We start from the raw sequence: 20,547 nt of genomic DNA on the forward strand, positions 1-20,547 counted from the left end.
CGGGCGGCCAGTGGATCCCCGCGCGCCTCAGCAGTTCCCGCCGTGCCGCCCGGCGACGGCGCATGAAGATCCGGGAGGCCGTCACGGTGAGCAGCAACGCCGCGACCAGGACACCCGCGACGCGGAGTCCGGCGGCGTGCAGCTCACCGTTGACGACCAGGAGGAGCAGGAACACCGCCGGGAGGCCGACGAGCAAGGGCCTGAACCGTTGCCGCCCCAGTGCACCGTAGTAGTCGACGGTGATGCGCGCGTGCAGGAGCCTCACCTGCCCGCGGGCCTGCGGCAGAGTCAGCACGGGCACGGGCCACGCGCGCATCCCGGGCAGCCTGCCGCGCCCGAGGGCGTCCGGGTACAGCTCCCTCGTGCGCGCGGCGCGCTCCGCCCCGTCCGGCAGCCGCCGGAAGAGGAAGAACGGGGTACCGGAGCTGGGCAGGCCCGAGTCCTCTTCGTGCACCATGTCGGTTCAGCTCCGGCCGGGGTCTTTCGTCCGCCGGCTTACGCCGTCCCGCCCCCTCACACCACCGGCGTCGCCCGTTCGACCACCGAACCCAGATCGAGCGTGTGGGGCAGGGTGCCGAAGGCGTGTCCCCAGTCGCCGCCCAGGCGGGAGGCGCAGAAGGCGTCGGCGACCTCCGGTGGGGCGAAGCGGAGGAGGAGGGAGCCCTGGAGGATCAGGGCCATCCGCTCGACCAGGCGCCGGGCCCGTGCCTCGATGCCGTCGAGGTCGGCCAGCTCGGTGAGGAGCTGCTTGATCGCCCCGTCGAGCCGGTGGTCGGCGCCGCGCGCCAGGCCGACCTCGGAGAGGAAGGCGTTGAGCGCGGCGGGCTCGCGGCCGATCGCGCGCAGCACGTCGAGGGCCTGGACGTTGCCCGAGCCCTCCCACAGGGAGTTGAGCGGGGACTCGCGCAGGAGCCGGGGCATGCCCGACTCCTCCACGTACCCGTTGCCGCCCAGGCACTCCAGCGCCTCGGCGGCCACCGCGGTGCAGCGCTTGGTCACCCAGTACTTGGCGACCGGCACCGCGATCCGCAGGAACGCCTGCTCGGCCTCGCTCCCGTCGTCGTAGGCGGCGGCGAGCCGCAGCGCCAGCGTGGTCGCGGCCTCCGACTCCAGGGCGAGGTCGGCGAGGACGTTGCGCATCAGCGGCTTGTCGGCGAGCAGCCCGCCGAAGGCCGAGCGGTGTGCCGCGTGGTGGGTGGCCTGCGCGACCGCCTGCCGCATCGTCGCCGCGCTGCCGAGGACGCAGTCCAGGCGGGTCGCGGCCACCATGTCGATGATGGTGCGCACCCCGCGCCCCTCGTCCCCGATCCGCCGCGCCCAGGTCCCGTCGAACTCGACCTCGCCGGAGGCGTTCGACCGGTTGCCCAGCTTGTCCTTGAGCCGCTGGAGGGCGAAGGGGTTGCGGGTCCCGTCCTGGAGCACCCGGGGCACCAGGAAGCAGGAGAGCCCGTCGGGCGCCTGCGCCAGTACCAGGAAGGCGTCGGACATCGGCGCCGAGCAGAACCACTTGTGCCCGGTCAGCAGGTAGGTGCCCGCCTCGGCGAGCGGCTCGGCGCGGGTGGTGTTGGCCCGGACGTCGCTGCCGCCCTGCTTCTCGGTCATCCCCATCCCGAACAGCACGCCGGCCTTCTCGGCGGCGGGCCGCAGCCCCGGGTCGTACGTCCGGGAGGTGAGCAGCGGCTCCCAGAAGGCGGCCAGCTCCGGATCGCGGCGCAGCGCGGGGACGGCGGCGTGGGTCATCGACAGCGGGCAGCCGTGCCCCGCCTCGGCCTGCGTCCAGACCAGGAACCCGGCCGCGCGCCGCAGGTGGCCGCCGGGACGGGACCAGGCGGTGTTCAGCCCCGCCGAGACGGCGTGGCCCAGCAGCCGGTCCCAGGCGGGGTGGAAGGCGACCTCGTCGACGCGGTGACCGTACCGGTCGTGGGTGTGCAGGACGGGGCTGTTCTCGTTGGCGAGGACGCCCCACTCCTGGGCCTGCGCGGAACCGGCGGCACGCCCGAGTTCGGACAGCTCCACCCGTGCCTCGTCGAGGAGCGCCGCGTCGAGATGGCGTTCCACGCCCTCGGTGAGCGCGTGGTCCGCCGTGTAGACGTCGTAGCCGACCAGGGGCGGGGGCTGATTGGTCACGGTGTGGGTGCTGGCTGCCATGCCGCTACGGTAAGGACGTGGACCAGGCAAATGAAACACCCGAGCGGCGCTCCGGCCGACTCCGGCGGGCCCGTGCGCTCTACCGCAACGTGTCGAAGCGGAAAACGGCCTGGCTGCTGCTGAAGGACACCGTCAACTCCTGCATGGAGTACCGCATCCTCGGGCTGGCCGCGGAGGCCGCCTTCTTCACGCTGCTCTCCGTGCCGCCCCTGCTGCTCAGCCTGGTGGGCCTGCTCGGCTACGTCGACAGCTGGACCGGCGCCGACACCATCGCCAGCGTCGAGCAGAACATCCTGGAGGCGTCCCGCGCCGTCCTCACCGACCAGGGCGTCCGCGAGATCGCCCAGCCGATCCTGCACGACGTCACCAAGGGCGGCAGCCCCGACCTGATCTCCATCGGCTTCCTGCTGGCGCTCTGGTCCGGCTCCCGCGCGGTCAACGTCTTCATCGACACCATCACCGTCATGTACGGCCTGGACGGCGTGCGCGGCATCGTCAAGACCCGGCTGCTCGCCTTCGGCCTCTTCGTCGTCGCCCTGCTGATGGGCTCGGTGGTGCTGCCGCTGATGGTGATCGGCCCGGACACCCTGGTCTCGGTGGTGCCCTGGGGCGAGAACCTGATCCAGCTGCTCTACTGGCCGGTCATCCTCGTCCTCTCCGTGATCTTCCTGACCACGCTCTACCACGTGTCGGTGCCGGTCCGCTCCCCGTGGATCGAGGACACCCCGGGCGCCCTGGTCGCCCTCGGCATGTGGGTCCTCGGCAGCTTCCTGCTGCGGATCTACCTGACCAACACCGTCGAGGGCCCCACCATCTACGGCTCCCTGGCCGCCCCCGTCGCCGTGCTGCTCTGGATCGGTGTCTCCGCCTTCGCCGTGCTGGTCGGCGCGGCCGTCAACGCCGCCATCGACCGCGTCTGGCCCTCCGTGGCCACCGCCGCCGCCCGCGCCGCCAACGACGCCGCCCGCGAGGAGCGCGCGGCCGCCGCCCGGGCCGAGCGCGCGGAGTCCGGCGAACCCGACGCCCCTGAGGAGCCCGACGACCTCGACGACCCCGACGACCCGGACATGCCCTCCGAGTTCCCCGAGCGCTGGTCGAAGTTCCTGCCGCCGGAGGACGTCACCGGCCGCCTGCGCGGCCAGACCCGGCGCGGCGGCACCCCGGAACAGGAGCCGGACCGCGACGAGAAACCCCTCAACGGCACCCCGGCCCCCCGCCCCTCCGCCCCGCCGGAACCGGCGTACCGCCCGGGCGACCGTTCCGGCGACCGCGACCGCTGACCCCGTGGACCCGCGGCGCCCCGCCGACACCGGCGCGTACCGCGAGCGCCCCGCCCTGCTCACCGGCGCGGTCCTGTGGACCCGGACGACGCCCACCACTCCCGTACGCCCGGTGCTGCCCGACGGCTGCATGGACCTGATCTGGGCCCGGCCGCCCTGCGCCCCCGGGCGGCTGCTCGTGGCCGGTCCCGACACCGGACCGCACCCGGCCGACGCCGCTCCGGGCACCCGGTACGCCGCCGTGCGCTTCGCCCCCGGTACCGCCCCCGCCCTGCTGGGCGTCGCCGCCCACGAACTGCGGGACCGCCGGACCGACCTCGCCGACCTGTGGCCCGCCGCCCGGGTCCGCGCCCTGGCCGGACACCTGGAGGCGGCCGACCGACCCGCCCGCGCCCTCGACGCCTGGGCCGCGCGCCACGCCGCCGACCGTCTGGCACCCGACCCGCGCCTGCTCCACCTCGTGCCCCTGCTCGCCGCCGGCACCTCGGTCGCCGACGCGGCCGCCACCCTCGGACTGGGCCCCCGCCGCCTCCACCAGCTCTCCCGCGAGAGCTTCGGCTACGGGCCCAAGACCCTCGCCCGCATCCTGCGCCTGGCCCGCGCCCGGGAACTGGCCGCCACCGGCCTCTCCGCCGCCGAGACCGCCCACCGCGCCGGCTACGCCGACCAGCCCCACCTCAGCCGCGAGGTGCGGGCACTGACGGGGCTGACCGCGGGTGAGCTGTTGCGGGACTCTCCGGACCTGCCCTAGGACGCCTCCAGCGGCGCGAAGAGGTCGACGCCGTTCCCGTCCGGGTCGGCGACCACCGCGTACCGCTGCCCCCAGACGGCGTCCCACGGCGGGGTCGTCCCCCGGTACCCGGCCCCGGTCAGCTCGGCGTACAGGGCGTCCACGCCGGCGGGCGAGTCGCACAGGAAGGCCAGCTGCGGGCCGCCGCCCCCGGCCGGGGCCTCCTCGGCCGGCACCACGTCCCACATGAGGCGGATTCCGCCGGCGACCTGGGCCTCGACGTGCGGTGCCCGCTCGGCGCCCTCGGGGAACTCCAGCCCCAGCCGCCGGTAGAAGGCGAGGGAGGCGGTGAGATCGGTGGTGGCGATGCCGAGGGCGTCGAAGCGGACGCGGCCGGGTGTCTGTGTGCTCATGGCGTGAGAGTAGGCGGCGGTCCCGCACCCGGTCTTGAACGAATCGGCAGCGCTCCCGGCGGACCTATCCCCGCACCGCGCCCGCCACCTCCCGTACCGTCTGGGCCCCCACCCGGCAGCAGCCGCCGACCAGCCGGGCCCCGGCCGCCACCCACTCCCCGGCCAGGCCGGCGAGGGGCTGGGCGGGGCCCCGCCAGGCGCGGGCGGCCGCATCCCAGCGCTCGCCACTGTTCGGGTAGGCCACCACCGGCTTGCCCGTGACGCGGGCGGCGAGCCGGACCGCCGGCTCCACCTCCCGCGGATCGCAGCAGTTGACCCCGACCGCGACCACCTCCGGGGCGTCGGCGGCCAAGGCGAAGGCGTCCGCGAGGCGGTCACCGGCGCGGGTCCGGTCGCCCGCCACCGAGTACGACAGCCAGGCCGGCACCCCGAGCCCCCGGACCGCCCGCAGCAGGGCCCGCGCCTCGTCCGCGTCCGGCACCGTCTCCAGCGCCAGCACGTCCGGCCCGGCGGCGGCCAGCACCTCCAGACGGGGCCGGTGGAAGCGCTCCAGCTCCGCGACGCTCAGCCCGTAGCGCCCCCGGTACTCGGAGCCGTCGGCCAGCATCGCCCCGTACGGCCCCGCCGAGGCCGCCACCCAGAGCGGTCCCGTCACCCCGTCGGCCTCCCGCGCCTCGTCCGCCGCCCGCCGTGCCAGCCCGACACTGTCGCCCAGCAGCCGCGCGGCCGCCACCCGCCCCACCCCACGCCGTGCGAACCCCTCGAACGTCGCCTGATAACTGGCGGTGATCGCCACCTCCGCCCCCGCCGTGTAGTACGCCCGGTGCGCCGCCACCACCTCTTCGGGCGCGTCGGCGAGCAGCCGCGCCGACCAGAGGGCGTCCGACAGATCGTTCCCCCGCGCCGCCAACTGCTCGGACAGCCCGCCGTCCACCACCACGGCCCGCTCCCCGAGCGCCGCGACGAACGAACCAGCACCACCCACGTACGAAGTCACCCCTCCTTCGTACCGCACCCCGCCCCCGGACAGCCCACCCCAGCCGGCCGGCTCACCCTCCCCGCAGGTCCACCCGCGCCAGCACCGGCAGATGATCACTTCCGGTCGCCGGGAGCGTGTGCACCCCCGCCACGCTCACCGACCGCCCCAGCACGTGATCGATCCGCGCCAGCGGAAACCGCTCGGGCCAGCTGAACGCGAACCCGCCCTGCGGAGTCCCCATCCGCCCGGTCACGGGCGCGAGCCCCCGGTCGTCGAGGGTGCCGTTGAGATCCCCGACCACGAGGACCCGCCCGGCCCGCTCCCGCTCCAGCCGCGGGCCGAGCAGCCGCGCGCTCTCGTCGCGGCGCTGGGTCCGCATCCCCTGGGAGGTGATCCGCAGCGAGGGCAGATGGACCACGTACACCGCGACGTCCCCGTGGGGCGTCCGCACCGTCGTGCGCAGCCCGCGCCGCCAGTTCTCGTCCACCCCGGCGGGACGCAGGTCCACCGGTTCGTCGGAGAGCAGCGGGTGCCGCGACCAGAGGGCGACCGTGCCGTACGCGACGTGGTGCGGGTACGCCTCGCGCAGCGCCCGGCGGTAGGACGGCGCCGCCTCTTCGGTCAGCTCCTCCACCGCGATGAGGTCGGGGCCGGGGGCGGCCAGGGCCTGGGCGGTGCCGACCGGATCGGGGTTCTCGTCGCTGACGTTGTGCTGCACGACCGACAGCCGCGCCCCGTCCCCCGAGACCCCGCCCGCCGCCAGCGGCGCGAAGAGCAGCAGCCACGCGGCCACCGGCACCAGCGCCGCGCCGACCGCGAGCGGTGAACGCCGCACCAGCCCCACCACCAGGAGCAGCACGGCCGGCGCCCCGAGCCACGGCAGGAAGGTCTCCACCAGACTCCCCGCCCGGAACCGGGCGTTGGGCACCACCTGCGGGAAGAGGAGCACCGCCGCCAGCAGCACCGACACCGCCGCGCCGAACCGCCCCGGCCGCCGCCTTGGTACCCGTCCGCCGTCCTCCGGGGACCTTGCCCCGTCCTCCGCCGTGGCGGAACCGTCGTACGCCGTCATCCCTCGCGCACCCCCGTGTGCGTCCGTCGTGAACTCCCGGCCGGCCGTGTCCGGGGGCTCCACCCTCCTGTACGGCAGGGCGGACCCCTACAGCGGGGTCCCGGGCCAGCCTGCCAGGCGCGCCCCCAGCACGGCTGTCTGCAGGGTGTAACGATGCAGGGGTTCCGCCGGGTTGTGGCCCGTCAGCCGGTGGATGCGGGCCAGGCGGTAGGTGAGCGCGCGGACGCTCAGGCTCAGCTCCCGGGCGGCCTGGGCCGCCACGCAGCCGGCGTCGAAGTAGGCGATCAGCGTGTCCATCAGCGGCTCGGCGCCGCCGCGCGCCTCGGTCAGCGGTCCCAGGACACTGGTCACCAGGTCGGCGATGGCCTGCCGGTCCCGGGTCAGCACCGGGTAGACCAGCAGGTCCGCCGAGCGCACCACCGGCTCGTCCAGGTCGAGGCGTTCGGCCAGGTCCAGCGCGTTCAGCGCCTCCTCGTAGGACTGCACGACGCCGCCCGCGCCCGGATGGGGGCGGCCCACCGCGACCTGGCCGCCGTCGGTCGCCGCGTGCGCCTGCTTGGCGAAGTACAGCAGCACCTCCTCCTGGTCGGCGGGGGCGACGCAGATCAGCCGCCCGTCCTTGGTGGTCACCAGGATCGACCGCTCCCCGAACCGCCCGGTCAGCGCCCGCTCCACCACCTGCGGCACCGGGTCCGTCTCGTCGTACGGCTCGGGGCCGACCGCCACCGCCACGGCGTGCGCGTGCGACAGCAGCAGCCCGAACCGCTCCGCCCGCTCCGCGACCCGGCCGAGGTCGCTGCGCCCGTACAGCAGGTCGTCGATGAACTCGCGGCGGGCCGCCTCCTCCTGGCGCACCGCCATCCGCTGCGCCCGCTCGTACCCGGAGGCGAAGGCGTCCACGGACTGCTCCACCGCCGCCAGCACCCCGTCGACCGCCGCCGGGGTGAGGGCCGTGACCGGCCAGTGTTCCCTGGTCATGGCGAGATGGCGGCCGACGAGGGTGCGCAGCGGTATCCCGGCATCGGCGGCGCGCTCGCCGAGCGTCCTGCGGGCCTGTATCTCCTCGCGGGTGAGGCGCCGTCCGGTCTCTCCCACCTCCGCGAGAATCAGGTCATAGCCGGACACCCAGTCGTCGGTCCGCTGCTCGGTAGTCAAGGGTCCTGTCTCCTTCTTGGCGGGTTGTTAGCGCCTTCTTAACGCCCCGGACGCGGCCTCGAGAGGGGCTCGGGGTGACCGCATCCGGCATTAAGGATGCATCAAGATTGCCGGAACGCGGCAATGCGCGGGAAGCCGACAGGCTGTCACGATGGTCCCGGTGGAAACGGGGAGAGCGTCCCGGTGCCGCACTGCGGAAATGTCCGCGGTGCCGCCGGGACGTCCCGGCCGGACCGCGATGCCCGGCCGACGTCCACCGGGGGAGCGGGGTGCGAGGGGCACCGCCGCAGGCACGGAGGGGGAAGCCGCATGGACGAGTTCATCGACACGATCAGCCGCTTCCCCACCGTCGTCTTCACCGCGGCCCTCGCCGTCGTCCTGGTCTTCTGGGTCCTGGTCCTGATCGGCGTCACCGACGCCGACGGCTTCGAGGCCGACGCCGATCTCGGCGGTCTCGGCCTCGGCGGGGTCCCGGTGACCGTGGCGGTCTCCGTCTACGTCACCACCGGCTGGCTCGCCAGCCTCACCGGCGGGGTCCTGGTGGGACGCACCGACACCACGGGGGTGGCCCACGCCGCCCTGGTCCTCCTCGTCCTCGCCGCCGCCCTGCTCGCCGCCTGGGGGCTGACCCGGCTGCTGCTGCGGCCCCTGCGCACGCTCTTCCCCGACGAACCCGGGCCGTCCCGGCTCGACTTCGTCGGCTCCACCTGCACCATCCGCACCGGGCGGGTTGACGGCAGGTTCGGACAGGCCGAGGTGGTCGCCGAGGACGGCTCCACGGCCATCGTCCAGGTCCGCACCAGCGACCCCGACCCGGCCCTCAGCTCGGGCCGGACCGGACTGCTCTACGCCTACGACGTGGCCGGAGAGTTCTTCTGGGTGGCGCCCTTCGACGCGGCGCTCGACCCGCGCATCCGCCCCTGACCTGCAGACACCGCCCGTACGACACCACCGCACCCGCACCACCCGTACGACCTGATCCAGGCCCGCACGCACGCGTCCCGGCCCCCGCTCCGGCGGTGGCGCCGGTGCGGCGCCGCGCCCCCGCGGGCCCCGGGGACGCCCCGGAACTCCTGTCCGGTGCCCACGACGCCCGGCACTTCCCGAGCCACCACGAGCTGGGGGAGTACCGGACACCGCGGACACGCACAGGACTTCACGGCGGCCCCGCGCCGGGCCCCGCCCGGTACCGCACACCGCCCATCCGGCGGGCACGGCCGTACGCCGTATCCGCCCGGACGTGCCGACGCACGTCCCCGTGACCCCGTGAGGCCGCTTGTGAATGCCATCACCTGGGGGGTCGGCGCCGCCGGCGCCGCCGTCCTGCTGATCCTGATCGCCCTGCTGCTCGTCGTGACCCGCCTGTTCCGCAAGGTCGAACAGGGCAAGGCGCTGATCGTCTCCAAGGTCCGCTCGGTCGACGTGACCTTCACCGGGCAGGTCGTCCTGCCCGTGCTGCACAAGGCCGAGACTCTCGACATCTCGGTGAAGACGCTGGAGATCTCGCGCACCGGCCGGGAGGGGCTGATCTGCCGCGACAACATCCGCGCCGACATCCGCATCCAGTTCTTCCTGCGCGTCAACAAGACGGTCGAGGACGTCATCCGGGTCGCCCAGTCCATCGGCACCGCCCGCGCCAGCGACGCCGGGGCGCTCCAGGAGTTCTTCAACGCGAAGTTCTCCGAGGCCCTCAAGACCGTCGGCAAGCAGCTCGACTTCACCGACCTCTACACCCAGCGCGAGGAGTTCCGCGACCGCATCATCGCGGTCATCGGCACCGACCTCAACGGCTACAGCCTGGAGGACGCGGCGATCGACTACGTCGAGCAGACGCCGCTGGCCCAGCTCGACGCGCAGAACATCCTCGACGCCCAGGGCATCCGCAAGATCACCGAGCTGACCGCCGCCGAGCACGTCCGCACCAACGAGTTCCAGCGCCACGAGGAGAAGGAGATCACCCGCCAGGACGTCGACGCCCGCGAGGCGATCCTGGAGCTGGAGCGGCGCCGCTCCGACGCCGAGATCAGGCAGCGCCGCGAGATCGAGACGCTCCGGGCCCGCGAGGAGGCCGAGATCGCCCGGGTCGCCGAGGAGGAGCGGCTGCGCGCCCAGACCGCCTTCCTGCACACCGAGGAGAACCTCGGCGTGCAGCGCGAGAACCAGGCCCGCGAGATCGCCGTCGCCCAGAAGAACCGCGAACGCGTCATCGCGGTGGAGTCCGAGCGGATCGAGAAGGACCGCCTGCTGGAGGTCATCGCCCGCGACCGGGAGACCGAACTGACCCGGATCGCCGCCGACAAGGAGGTCGAGGCCGAGCGCCGCGACATCGCCGAGGTCATCCGCGAGCGCGTCGCCGTCGACCGGACCGTCGCCGAGCAGGAGGAGTCCATCAAGCGGCTGCGCGCCGTCGAGGAGGCCGAGCGCGACCGGCAGGCCCTGGTCATCGCCGCCGAGGCGGTCGCCCAGGAGCAGCTGGTCAAGGACATCAAGGCCGCCGAGGCCGCCGAGCAGGCGGCCGTGCACCGCGCCAACGAGGAACTCACCCTGGCCGAGGCCCGGGTCAAGGCCGCCGGGCTCGACGCCCAGGCCAAGCTGAAGCTCGCCGAGGGCATCCAGGCCGAGCAGGCCGCCGAGGGACTGGCCCGCGTCCAGGTCCAGGAGAAGGAGGCCGACGCGCTGGAGAAGACCGGCCTCGCCGAGGCCCAGGCCACCGAGGCACGGCTGCGCGCCGAGGCCGAGGGCGAGCGCGCCAAGGCCCTGGCCCGCGCCGAGGGCACCACCGCCCAGGCGAGCGCGGACGCCGCCGCCGTCGGCGAGAAGCTGAAGGCGGAGGCGGCCGGGCTGACCGAGAAGGCCGCCGCCATGGCCGCCCTGGACGAGGCGTCGCGCGGCCACGAGGAGTACCGGCTGCGGCTCGCCGCCGAGAAGGAGATCCGGCTCGCCGGGCTCCAGGCGCAGAAGGAGGTCGCCGAGGCACAGGCCACCGTGCTCGCCACCGGCCTGGAGAGCGCCGACATCAACATCGTCGGCGGCGAGTCGGTCTTCTTCGACCGGATCGTGGACTCGGTCTCCTTCGGCAAGGGCCTGGACGCCTTCGTCACCAACTCCGCCACCGCCCAGCGCCTGGGCGCCGACTGGCTCGACGGCACCAGCTCCTTCACCGGCGACCTGACCAGCGTCCTGTCCTCCGTCACCAGCGGCGGCCTGCGCGACCTCAGCGCCTCCGCCCTGATGGGCCGCCTCGCCAAGGAGGGCATCCCGGCCGACCGGGCCGGCGAACTCCTCGACCGGGCCCGCGAGGCGGGGCTGCTCACCGCCGACGCGACGCCCGCACCGGCCGGCGCCACCCGCAACGGCGCCACCGACACGGCGGGCTGACGCCCCGCCACCGACCACGGCACCGGCACCACGGACGCCCGCCCGGCAGACCACCGGGGGCGCCGTGGGCCGGGAGCCGGCCGCGGGGCCCAGGGGGAGCCCCGCACCCGACCGGAGCACCGGTCCGGGACCCGCAGCTGCCGGCACAGGGGGCGGCAGCTACGGCCCGGACCGGTCCTCCGACCGACGGGGGGACACGGGGGAGACAGGGGGAGGGGAAGCGAGCCGTCCGGGTGACCGCCCACCCGGACGGCTCGCCGCCGCCTCGCCGCCCGTACGTCGTCCGGACGCCTCCCCACAGCCCGGCCCCGGCCCCGCCCGGCCCGCCGGAACAAGCCCGAGGAGCACCAGCAGATGACCACCCCGCCCACCGCCCCGCAGCCCCAGGACCAGGCCGCCGGCCAGGCCGCGCCCCGGCTCGACGGTGCCGCCTACGACGTGCTGCGGGACCGGCTCGCCGCCCAGGCGGGCGAACTGGCCCGCCGGGCCGGGGCGCTGGACGCCCGCCGCACCGAGGCGTTCGGGTCGACCGCCCCGGCCGCCACCGGCACCCTCACCCTGCGCACCGCCCACCCGGCCCGCGCCGCCGACCTCGCCGCCCTCGGCGACGTGCTGCTGTTCGGCGTGCGCGACCTGCCCGACACCGTCACCGCCGGGGGCGGGCCCGCCGTCGGGGACGTCTTCTCGCTCCACGCCCGCGACGGCTCGCCGCTGCCCGAGGACGCCGTACCCGGACTCCTCGACGACCCGGCGTTCCGCACCGAGTTCGCCGCCCTGCACCGCTACTACCGGCGGTCCCGGCTGCTGCGCCTGCGGCGCTCCGGGCAGAAGCTGCTCGCCGTCTTCCGGACCGGCGAGCGCGTGGCGGACCTGCGGGTGCTGCGCTGGTCCGTCGCGGCCGACGGCTCCGTCGCCTTCCTCGACGCCCGGGGCGAGCGCGACGCCCGCGAGCCCGCACCCGGCGGCCCCGGCGTCGAATGGACCCCGGCCACCCGCGACGACCACGTGCTCGGCCGCCACCCCTACGTCGCCGTCGCCGAGGGCGTCGGCGTCTCCACCGTCGGCGGCCACCTCACCGTCACCACCGGCGAGGACGACACCCCGGCCCACCGCGAGCCCGTCGCCGAACCGCTCCAGTCGCTGGCCGACGCCGACCTCGCCCACGCCCGCGTCGGCCCCCTCGTCCTGCTGCGGGTCCGCCCCTACAAGGAGGAGGAGTGGCGCCACCTCGTCGTCCACACCCCGACCGGCGCCGTGCACCGGCTCGACGCGCCCGACGGGGCCTTCCGCCGCCTCCCCGACGACCAGGGCGTCGTCCACCCCGGCGGCATGTTCCTCGCCGACGGCACCGGCAAGCACGTCGAGGACCGCGCCGGCGGCGCCCTGGAGTTCGACCGCGAACTGCGCTCCCCGCTCGGCGAGGACGTGCTCTACGCGTACCACGCCCACGGCCTCGCCCCCGGGCTGCTGCTCTCGTACAACATGCTCCGCAAGGAGCTGGCCGCGCCGCTGCGCTGCACCGGCTGGGCGCGGCACGAGGACGGCACCCTCGCCGTGCTCCGCGCCGACGGCGGCGGCGAACCCACCCGCGTCCACCCCGTCCAGCTCTGGCGCACCCCCTACGTCGCCGACACCCGGGCCGCGGCCTACGGCGGCGAGGGCCCGCTCGCCCGGGTCGGCAACCCGGACCTGGTGCGGGCACTGGGCGCCTGCCTCTCGCTGGCCCGTACGGCGGGCGGCGCCACCGTGCCCACCACCGCCGTCTACCGCGCCCTGCGCGACGACTGCGCCGCCGTCCTCGACCGGCACCCCTGGCTCGGCGACCCGGAACTGGGCGCGCTGCACGAGCCCCTGGAGCGGATCCGGGAGACCGCCGGGCAGATCATCGACGAGTTCCAGCACGTCACCGACCTCACCCGGCGGGCCGCCCAGGCCCTCGACGAGGCCGCCGACGAGGCCGCCGCCCTGGTCCGCCGCGTCCGGGGCGAGGCACCGAAGTCCGCCGACGGCTGGGTCGCCTCGCTCACCGCGCTCCGCCGCGCCCACGGCCGCATCCTCGCCACCAAGGAACTGCGGTACGCCGACCCCGGGCGCGCCGACCGGCTCGCCGGGGAACTGGGCGAGGAGACGGCCGCCGCCGCCCGCCGCGCCGTCAGCCACCTCGCCCGGCCCGACGCCTTCGCCGCCCACCACCAGGACGCGGCCCGCCTCACCGAGGAGGCCGAGGCCCTGGCCACCGCCGCCGAGGCCGCCCCGCTCACCCGCGCCCTGGACGAGCACACCGAACGGCTCACCACCGTCTCCGAGGTGGTCGCGGGCATCGACATCTCCGACGCCACCGTCCGCACCGGCATCCTGGAGGCCGTCGCCGAGGTCCTCGGCGCCGTCAACCGGGCCCGCGCCACCCTCGCCGCCCGCCGCCGCGCCCTGGCCGAGACCGAGGGCCGCGCCGAGTTCGGCGCCGAACTCGCCCTGCTCGCCCAGGCCACCACCGCCGCACTGGCCGCCGCGGACACCCCCGAGAGCTGCGCCGCGCAACTCGCCGCCCTGCTGCTGCGCGTCGAGGACCTGGAGAGCCGCTTCGCCGAACAGGACGCCTTCCTCGACGCACTCGCCGCCCGCCGCGAGGAGATCCACGAGGCGTTCACCACTCGCGGCCAGACCCTCGCCGACGCCCGCGCCCGCCACACCCAGCGGCTCGCCGACTCCGCCGACCGGGTCCTGGCCACCCTCACCCGGCGCCTCGCCGCCCTCCCCGACCGGGAGGCGGTCACCGCCTTCCTCGCCACCGACCCGATGGCCGCCAAGGTCACCCGCACCATCGAGGCACTGCGCGAGGCCGACGACCCGGTCCGCGCCGAGGAACTGGCCGGCCGCCTCAAGGCAGCCCGCCAGGAGGCCGCCCGCGCCCTGCGCGACCGCGCCGACCTCTACGCCGACGGCGGCCGCACCGTACGCCTGGGCCGCCACCGGTTCGCCGTCACCACCCGCCCCGCCGAACTCACCCTCGTCCCCGACGGCGACACCCTCGCCTTCGCCCTCAGCGGCACCGACTACCGCAGCCCCGTCACCGACCCCGGCTTCGCCGCCACCCGCCCCTACTGGGAGCAGACCCTCCCCTCGGAGTCCGCCGGGCTCTACCGCGCCGAACACCTCGCCGCCCGCCTCCTCACCGACCACGGCGCCGAGGCCCTCGCCACCGCCGACCTGCCCGCGCTGGTCCGCGCCGCCGCCGAGGCCGCGCCCGAGGAAGGGTACGAACGCGGCGTCCACGACCACGACACCGTACGGATCCTCCAAGCCCTGCTCCCGCTCCACCGGTCGGCCGGCCTGCTCCGCTTCCCCGCCGCCGAACGCGCCGCCGCGCAGCTCTTCTGGGCCCACCACACCACCCCCGACACCCGCGCCGGCCTCACCCGCCGCGCCCGCTCACTGGCCCGCGCCCGCGCCGCCTTCGGCCCCACCGGCGCCGAGGAGGAACTGCGCGCCGAACTCGCCGACGCCCTCGCCGCGAGCGGCACCCCCGGCGCCGAGAGCGTCGACACCGGCCTCGCCGCCGCCTACCTCTTCGAGGAACTGGCCGACGCACGCCCGGGGTTCGTCACCGGCGGCGCCGCCCGCGCCCTGCTGGAGAAGTTCCGCCGCACCGCGGGCCCCGCCTACGACGAGGACCTCGCCGCCCTCGGCCCCGGCGCCCTGCCCGCCGCCCACCAGCTCGTCACCGCCTGGCTCACCGCCGCCACCACCGCGAGCGGCGACACCACCGAACCGGGCGACCTCGCCGAGGCCGCCGCCACCGAACTCTGCCCCGGGCTCGACCGGTACGAGGGGGACGCGCCGCTCACCGCCACCGCCGAAGGGCTCCTCGGCGACCACCCCCGCATCCACCACCGCACCCTCACCCTGCGCCTCGACACCTTCCTCGCCCGCACCCGGCACTTCACCACCCGCACCCTGCCCGGCTTCCGCGCCTACCAGGCCCGCCGCGCCGCCCTGGTCGCCGCCGAACGCGACCGGCTCCGCCTCGACCAGCACCGCACCGGCGTCCTCACCTCCTTCGTCCGCAACCGCCTCATCGACGAGGTCTACCTGCCGCTGATCGGCGACAACCTCGCCAAGCAGCTCGGCGCCGCCGGAGCCGCCCGCCGCACCGACCACAGCGGCCTGCTGCTCCTCCTCTCCCCGCCCGGCTACGGCAAGACGACGCTCATGGAGTACGTCGCCGACCGCCTCGGCCTGCTCCGGGTCCGCGTCGACGGGCCCGCCATCGGCCACCGCGTCACCTCGCTCGACCCCGCCGAGGCCCCCGACGCCACCGCCCGCCAGGAGATCGAGAAGATCAACTTCGCGCTGGCGGCGGGCAGCAACACCCTGCTGCACATCGACGACATCCAGCACCTCTCACCCGAACTCCTGAGCAAGTTCATCCCGCTCTGCGACGCCCAGCGCCGCGTCGACGGCGTCCAGGACGGCCGCGCCCGCAGCTACGACCTGCGCGGCAAGCGGTTCGCCGTCTGCATGACCGGCAACCCCTACACCGAGTCCGGCCACCTCTTCCGCGTCCCCGACATGCTCGCCAACCGGGCCGACGTCTGGAACCTCGGCGACGTCCTCACCGGCAAGGAGGAGGCCTTCGCGCAGAGCTTCGTGGAGAACGCCCTCACCTCCCACCCCGACCTCGCCCCGCTGGCCGGCCGCGACCGCGCCGACCTCGACCTCTTCCTCCGCCTCGCCCGCGGCGACGCCTCCGCCCGGCCCGATCAGCTGCTCACGCCCTGCCCGCCCGCCGAGCGCGAGCGCGCCACCGCCGTCCTGCGCCACCTGCTGGCCGCCCGCGAGACGGTCCTCACGGTCAACGCCGCGTACATCGCCTCCGCCGCCCAGGCCGACGAGACCCGCACCGAACCGCCGTTCCGCCTCCAGGGCTCGTACCGCAACATGAACCGGATCGCCGAGCGCATCTCCCCGGTGATGGACGAGGCGGAACTGGCCGCGCTCCTCGACGACCACTACCGGGCCGAGGCCCAGACCCTCACCGGCGGAGCCGAGGCCAACCTGCTCAAACTGGCCGCCCTGCGCGGCCGGCTGACCGAGGAGCAGGCCGCGCGCTGGGAGCAGGTGTGCGCCGCCCACGTACGCCACCAGGCGATCGGCGGTGCCGACGGGGACCAGCTCGGCCGGGCCGTCGCCGCCCTCGGGCTGCTCGCCGACCGGCTGGCGGCGGTGGAGGGGGCGATCCGGGGCGGCTCGTAGGGCGGGTCAGTGGGCGACCGCGAGGACCGCGCGGTCGTCGGTGGAGATGCCGCCCGTCCAGGCGTCGACCCGGGTGAGCAGGCCGTTGACCGCCGCCTTGGCCGAGGCGCAGGACATGCCCTCCAGGCCGCGCACCGGGTCGAAGAAGACCCCCTGTGGGTCGCGCGACTCGGTCACCCCGTCGGTGACGAAGAGCAGGCTCGACCCGGGCGGGAAGGCGAACTCCTCGTGCGGCGACACCTCCTGGCCGAAGCCGGACATGCCCAGGGGCAGGTTCGGCACCCCGGCGTCCAGCCCCCGCACGTGGCCGCCGGAGACCAGATAGGGGCCGGGGTGGCCGAAGTTCAGCAGCCGTACCAGTTCCCCGCCGTGCGGGAACTCGGCGAGGACGGCCGTGGTGAACCCCTCCATCCGCAGCTCCTCGCCGAGCCCCGGCGCCTCGCGGGCGAGCCGCCGGTTCAGCCGGGCGCCGAGCGCCTCCAGCGTCGGCACGTCCTCGGCGGCCTCCCGGAACGCGCCGAGCAGCAGGGCGACGGTGCTGACCGCGCCCATCCCCTTGCCGCGCACGTCCCCGATGAAGACCCGCAGCCCCCACGGGCTGTCGTGGACGGCGTACAGGTCACCGCCGATCCGTGCCTCGGTCTGCGCCGCCCGGTAGGAGGCGGCGATGTCGTACCCGGCCAGCCGGAGCGGCGGTTCGGGCAGCAGGGCGAGCTGCACGCTCTCGGCGACCGTGCGGACCTCGGTCATCCGCCGGCCGTACCGGACCACCAGCCGGTTCAGGTCGAGCCCGAGGACGCCCGCGACCACCACGTACGCCAGGTCGACGAACTGCTGGGCCCCGGCGGTGCCCGACTCCCAGAACCCCGTCAGCAGCTCCGCGACGAACGCCACCACAACCAGCCCGAGCGTCGCCCGGAACGACATGATCACCCCGGAGGCCACACAGGCGAGGACGATCAGGGGCCCGCCGCTGACCTCCTTCGGCGTCGCCAGGTCCATCACGATGCCCAGGACCAGCAGGGCCCACGGCACCACCCCCGCGTACGCGGGCCAGCGCCGTCCGATCCGGTCCACCGCGGGGTCCTTCCTGTCGTCCAGGCGTGCGATCTCGTCCCGCGAGTTCACACGCCGGCGCCGGCCGGACCGGGCAGACACGCTTGTCTGTCCGTATTCCGTTCGAATCCCGGCCGGCGTCCGCGGCCGGGTCAGCCACCGGCCTCCGGCGCCAGGAAGCGCACGAACGTGCCCCCGCCGTCGGCCACGACCCGGGCCCGGACCCCGTACACCTCGGCGATCAACCCCTCGCTGAGCACCTCCCCGGGAGCCCCCGAGACCACCGCGCGCCCGGCGCGCAACACCACGACCTCGTCGCAGAACATCGCCGCGAGATTGAGATCGTGCAGCGCCACCACGCAGGTCACCGGCAACGCCGCCACCAGCGACATCAGCTCCAACTGGTGCTGCACGTCGAGGTGGTTGGTGGGCTCGTCGAGCAGCAGATGGCGCGGCTCCTGCGCCAGCGCCCGCGCGATCTGCGCCCGCTGCCGCTCCCCGCCGGAGAGCGTGTGCCAGAGCCGGTCGGCGAACGGCACCAGCCCGGTCCGCTCCAGCGCGGCCCACACCGCCTCCCGGTCGGCCGCACCGGGCGCCGCCCACGCCCGCCGGTGGGGTACGCGGCCGAGTCCCACCACGTCGCGGACGGTCAGGTCGGTGTCGGTGGCCGCGTGCTGCCCGACCACGGCGAGCCGCCGGGCCGTCTCGCGGCGGCCCAGCTCGGCGGGGGTGGAGCCGTCCACGGTGACGGTGCCGCCGCTCGGCGCGAGCAGCCCGGCCAGCAGCCGCAGCAGCGTCGACTTGCCGGAGCCGTTGGGCCCGATGAGCCCCACCGTGCCGCCGGCGCGCGCCTCCAGGTCGACGCCGTCGAGGATCAGCCGCCCGCCCGCCGACCGCGTGACCCGCTCGGCCCGGAGCGCCGGCCGGTCCTCGGAGCGGGTGTCAGGGCCGGTCATGAGGGCCTCCGGGTGCGGTACATGATGAGGACGAAGGCGGGCACCCCGATCAGCGAGGTCACCACGCCGACCGGGATCTCCTGCGGCGCCAGCACGGTCCGGGCCAGGGTGTCCACCCAGACCAGGAAGACCGCGCCGCTCAGCGCCGCCACCGGCAGCAGCCGCCCGTGCAGGGTGCCGACCAGGGCGCGGGCCGCGTGCGGCAGCACCAGGCCGACGAAGCCGATCGCCCCGGCCGCGCTGACCAGCGCGGCGGTGAGCAGCGCGGTGACGCTCAGCAGGATCAGCCGGGTGCGCGCCACCGAGACGCCGAGCGCGGCGGCGCTCTCCGCGCCGAAGGCGAAGGCGTCGAGCTGGACGGCCCGCGCCCCGCACACCACCAGCGCCACCACCAGCACGGCCAGGCACGCCCACACGTCGGTCCAGGTGGCCCCCGAGAGGCTGCCGAGCAGCCAGAAGAGGATGCCCCGGGTCTGCTCGGCGTCGGCGGCGAACATCACGACGAAGGAGGTGAGCGCCGAGAAGAGCTGCATGCCCGCCACCCCGGAGAGCACCACCCGGTCGGTGGTGCCGCCCAGACTGTGGCTGAGCAGCAGCACCAGCCCGAAGGAGACGAGGGCGCCGAGGAAGGCGCCGGTGGAGATCGAGAGCGCGCCGCCGCCGAGGCCGAGGACGACCACCGCGACCGCGCCGGTGGAGGCCCCGGAGGAGACGCCGAGGACGAACGGGTCGGCCAGCGGATTGCGCAGCAGCGACTGCATGACCACGCCGCAGACCGCGAGCCCGGCCCCGCAGACGGCCGCCAGGACGGTGCGCGGCAGCCGCAGCTCCCAGACGATCCCTTCGCGCAGAGGCGTCAGTCCGCTCTCACCGCCGCCGAAGCGCGAGGCGACGACCGCCCACACGTCGGGGACCGAGACCCGGGCCGGGCCGATGGTGATGGCGACCGAGACGGAGGCCAGCAGCACGAGCGCGAGGATGCCGAGCGTCCACGCCCCCGGCCGCCGCCGCGCCCGCCCCTCCTTCGGAGCGGGCCGCGCGGCGGTCGCGGTCACTTCGCGAACCCGAACTCACGCAGCTTGGCGGCGACTTCCTCGATCCCGTCGACGGTGCGGATCGAGGGGTTCATCGCGGCGCCGCTCAGCAGGACGTACCGCTTCTCCTTCACCGCCGTCATGGTGCGGGTGGCCGGGTTGGACTCCAGGAAGGCGATCTTCTTGGCGGCGCTCTCCGCCGTCTGCGACTTGCGGGTCAGGTCGCCGATGACCAGCACGTCGGGGTCGCGGTCGGCGACGGTCTCCCAGTTGATCTGCGGCCACTCGTCCTGGGTGTCGTCGAAGACGTTCTTCGCCCCGACGGCCTCGGTGATGATGCCGGGGGCGCCGCAGCAGCCGCCCATGTACGGGGCCTCGGCGTTGGCGAACCAGTAGAGCAGGGTGGGGCGTTCGTCCTCGGGCGCCTTCTTCGTGCTGAGCCCGTCGGTGGCCTTCTCGGCGCGCCGGGTCAGGTCGGCGACGAGCTTCTCGCCGCGCTCCTCGACGCCGAAGACCTTCGCCAGGTCGGTGACCTCGCCGTGGATGTCGGCCATGGTCAGCGGCTCGTCCCGGGAGCCGTCGCCGTCGCCGGTGTTGGACTTGGAGCAGTCGGCGGGCGAGACGTACGTGCCCACGCCGAGGTCCTCGAAGGCCTTGCGGGTGGCGACGCCGCCCTTGCCGAGGGTCGACTCGAAGGAGGCGGTGACGAAGTCGGGTTCCTGGTCGAGGACCTTCTCGAAGGAGGGGTTGTTGTCGGCCAGCCGCTCGACCTTGGCGTTCTCCTCGGCCAGGTGGGGGAGGACCGGGTCGGTCCAGGTGGCGGTGCCCGCCATGCGGCCGGCGAGGCCGAGCGAGAGCAGGATCTCGGTGGAGTCCTGGTTGAGCGAGACGGCGCGCTCGGGCGGCTGCTCGACGGTGAGGGTGCGGCCGCAGTTCTCCAGCGTCGTCGCCCCGGCGCCCTTGGCCTCGTCGGAGGGCTGGGAGTCACCCCCTCCGCACGCGGTGAGCAGCAGGCCGAGGACGGCGCAGGAGGTGGCGAGGGAGGTCCGGCGGAAGGGCGCAACAGGCACAGGGGTGCGGCTTTCGGTGTCGA

The 20,547-nt window shown here is 75.2% G+C and carries 14 protein-coding genes; 5 read left to right on the plus strand and 9 right to left on the minus strand.

All coding sequences use genetic code 11. The features are described 5' to 3' along the window. Nucleotides 1-513: 513 nt before the first annotated feature. Nucleotides 514-2,148, minus strand: a complete 1,635-nt coding sequence (locus IF45_RS0103560; RefSeq protein ID WP_008405340.1) for an acyl-CoA dehydrogenase family protein — start codon at nucleotides 2,146-2,148, stop codon at nucleotides 514-516. Between the two features lie 17 nt (nucleotides 2,149-2,165). Here IF45_RS0103560 and IF45_RS0103565 point away from each other — a divergent pair, with 17 nt between their 5' ends. Then, on the plus strand, nucleotides 2,166-3,428 hold the full coding sequence (locus IF45_RS0103565) for a YihY/virulence factor BrkB family protein (RefSeq protein ID WP_008405342.1): 1,263 nt from the start codon (nucleotides 2,166-2,168) through the stop codon (nucleotides 3,426-3,428). A 4-nt stretch (nucleotides 3,429-3,432) separates the two neighbouring features. Continuing rightward, entirely contained in the window at nucleotides 3,433-4,179 is a 747-nt protein-coding gene (locus IF45_RS0103570) for a helix-turn-helix domain-containing protein (RefSeq protein WP_030305426.1), read from the plus strand. Here the strand turns inward: IF45_RS0103570 and IF45_RS0103575 are convergent. The 4 genes from IF45_RS0103575 to IF45_RS0103590 form a co-directional block, all read right to left on the minus strand. Further along, nucleotides 4,176-4,571: a VOC family protein gene (locus IF45_RS0103575; RefSeq protein WP_018469161.1), complete on the minus strand. Its 396-nt coding sequence runs from the start codon at nucleotides 4,569-4,571 to the stop codon at nucleotides 4,176-4,178. The genes IF45_RS0103570 and IF45_RS0103575 overlap by 4 nt on opposite strands. A 64-nt stretch (nucleotides 4,572-4,635) precedes the next feature. Continuing rightward, a complete protein-coding gene (mmuM, locus tag IF45_RS0103580) occupies nucleotides 4,636-5,511 on the minus strand; it encodes a homocysteine S-methyltransferase (protein ID WP_030305428.1) in 876 nt (291 codons plus the stop codon). Between the two features lie 109 nt (nucleotides 5,512-5,620). Continuing rightward, nucleotides 5,621-6,622: an endonuclease/exonuclease/phosphatase family protein gene (locus IF45_RS0103585; protein WP_037637570.1), complete on the minus strand. Its 1,002-nt coding sequence runs from the start codon at nucleotides 6,620-6,622 to the stop codon at nucleotides 5,621-5,623. An 87-nt stretch (nucleotides 6,623-6,709) separates the two neighbouring features. Further along, on the minus strand, nucleotides 6,710-7,777 hold the full coding sequence (locus IF45_RS0103590) for a PucR family transcriptional regulator (protein WP_018469158.1): 1,068 nt from the start codon (nucleotides 7,775-7,777) through the stop codon (nucleotides 6,710-6,712). Nucleotides 7,778-8,086: 309 nt separating this feature from the next. Here IF45_RS0103590 and IF45_RS0103595 point away from each other — a divergent pair, with 309 nt between their 5' ends. The 3 genes from IF45_RS0103595 to IF45_RS0103605 all read left to right on the plus strand — a co-directional run bounded on the left by IF45_RS0103595 (nucleotide 8,087) and on the right by IF45_RS0103605 (nucleotide 16,408). Then, entirely contained in the window at nucleotides 8,087-8,701 is a 615-nt protein-coding gene (locus tag IF45_RS0103595) for a hypothetical protein (protein ID WP_008406206.1), read from the plus strand. A 354-nt stretch (nucleotides 8,702-9,055) separates the two neighbouring features. After that, nucleotides 9,056-11,155: a flotillin family protein gene (locus tag IF45_RS0103600; RefSeq protein WP_018469157.1), complete on the plus strand. Its 2,100-nt coding sequence runs from the start codon at nucleotides 9,056-9,058 to the stop codon at nucleotides 11,153-11,155. A 354-nt stretch (nucleotides 11,156-11,509) separates the two neighbouring features. After that, nucleotides 11,510-16,408, plus strand: coding sequence for a DNA repair ATPase (locus IF45_RS0103605; RefSeq protein WP_030305431.1), 4,899 nt, complete (start codon nucleotides 11,510-11,512; stop codon nucleotides 16,406-16,408). Between the two features lie 6 nt (nucleotides 16,409-16,414). On the opposite strand, the gene IF45_RS0103610 is transcribed toward IF45_RS0103605, so the two are convergent. The 4 genes from IF45_RS0103610 to IF45_RS0103625 form a co-directional block, all read right to left on the minus strand. Then, nucleotides 16,415-17,485: a PP2C family protein-serine/threonine phosphatase gene (locus IF45_RS0103610; RefSeq protein ID WP_226660196.1), complete on the minus strand. Its 1,071-nt coding sequence runs from the start codon at nucleotides 17,483-17,485 to the stop codon at nucleotides 16,415-16,417. Nucleotides 17,486-17,616: 131 nt separating this feature from the next. Further along, the gene (locus IF45_RS0103615) at nucleotides 17,617-18,420 is read right to left on the minus strand and encodes an ABC transporter ATP-binding protein (RefSeq protein ID WP_030305434.1); all 804 of its coding nucleotides are present in this window, start codon (nucleotides 18,418-18,420) and stop codon (nucleotides 17,617-17,619) included. Beyond that, nucleotides 18,417-19,475, minus strand: a complete 1,059-nt coding sequence (locus tag IF45_RS0103620) for a FecCD family ABC transporter permease (RefSeq protein WP_030305435.1) — start codon at nucleotides 19,473-19,475, stop codon at nucleotides 18,417-18,419. Before IF45_RS0103620 ends, IF45_RS0103615 begins: the two co-directional genes overlap by 4 nt. Continuing rightward, nucleotides 19,472-20,524: an ABC transporter substrate-binding protein gene (locus tag IF45_RS0103625; protein ID WP_030305437.1), complete on the minus strand. Its 1,053-nt coding sequence runs from the start codon at nucleotides 20,522-20,524 to the stop codon at nucleotides 19,472-19,474. Before IF45_RS0103625 ends, IF45_RS0103620 begins: the two co-directional genes overlap by 4 nt. Nucleotides 20,525-20,547: the final 23 nt, after the last annotated feature.

It is taken from the genome of Streptomyces albidoflavus, assembly GCF_000719955.1.
Lineage (GTDB): Bacteria > Actinomycetota > Actinomycetes > Streptomycetales > Streptomycetaceae > Streptomyces > Streptomyces albidoflavus.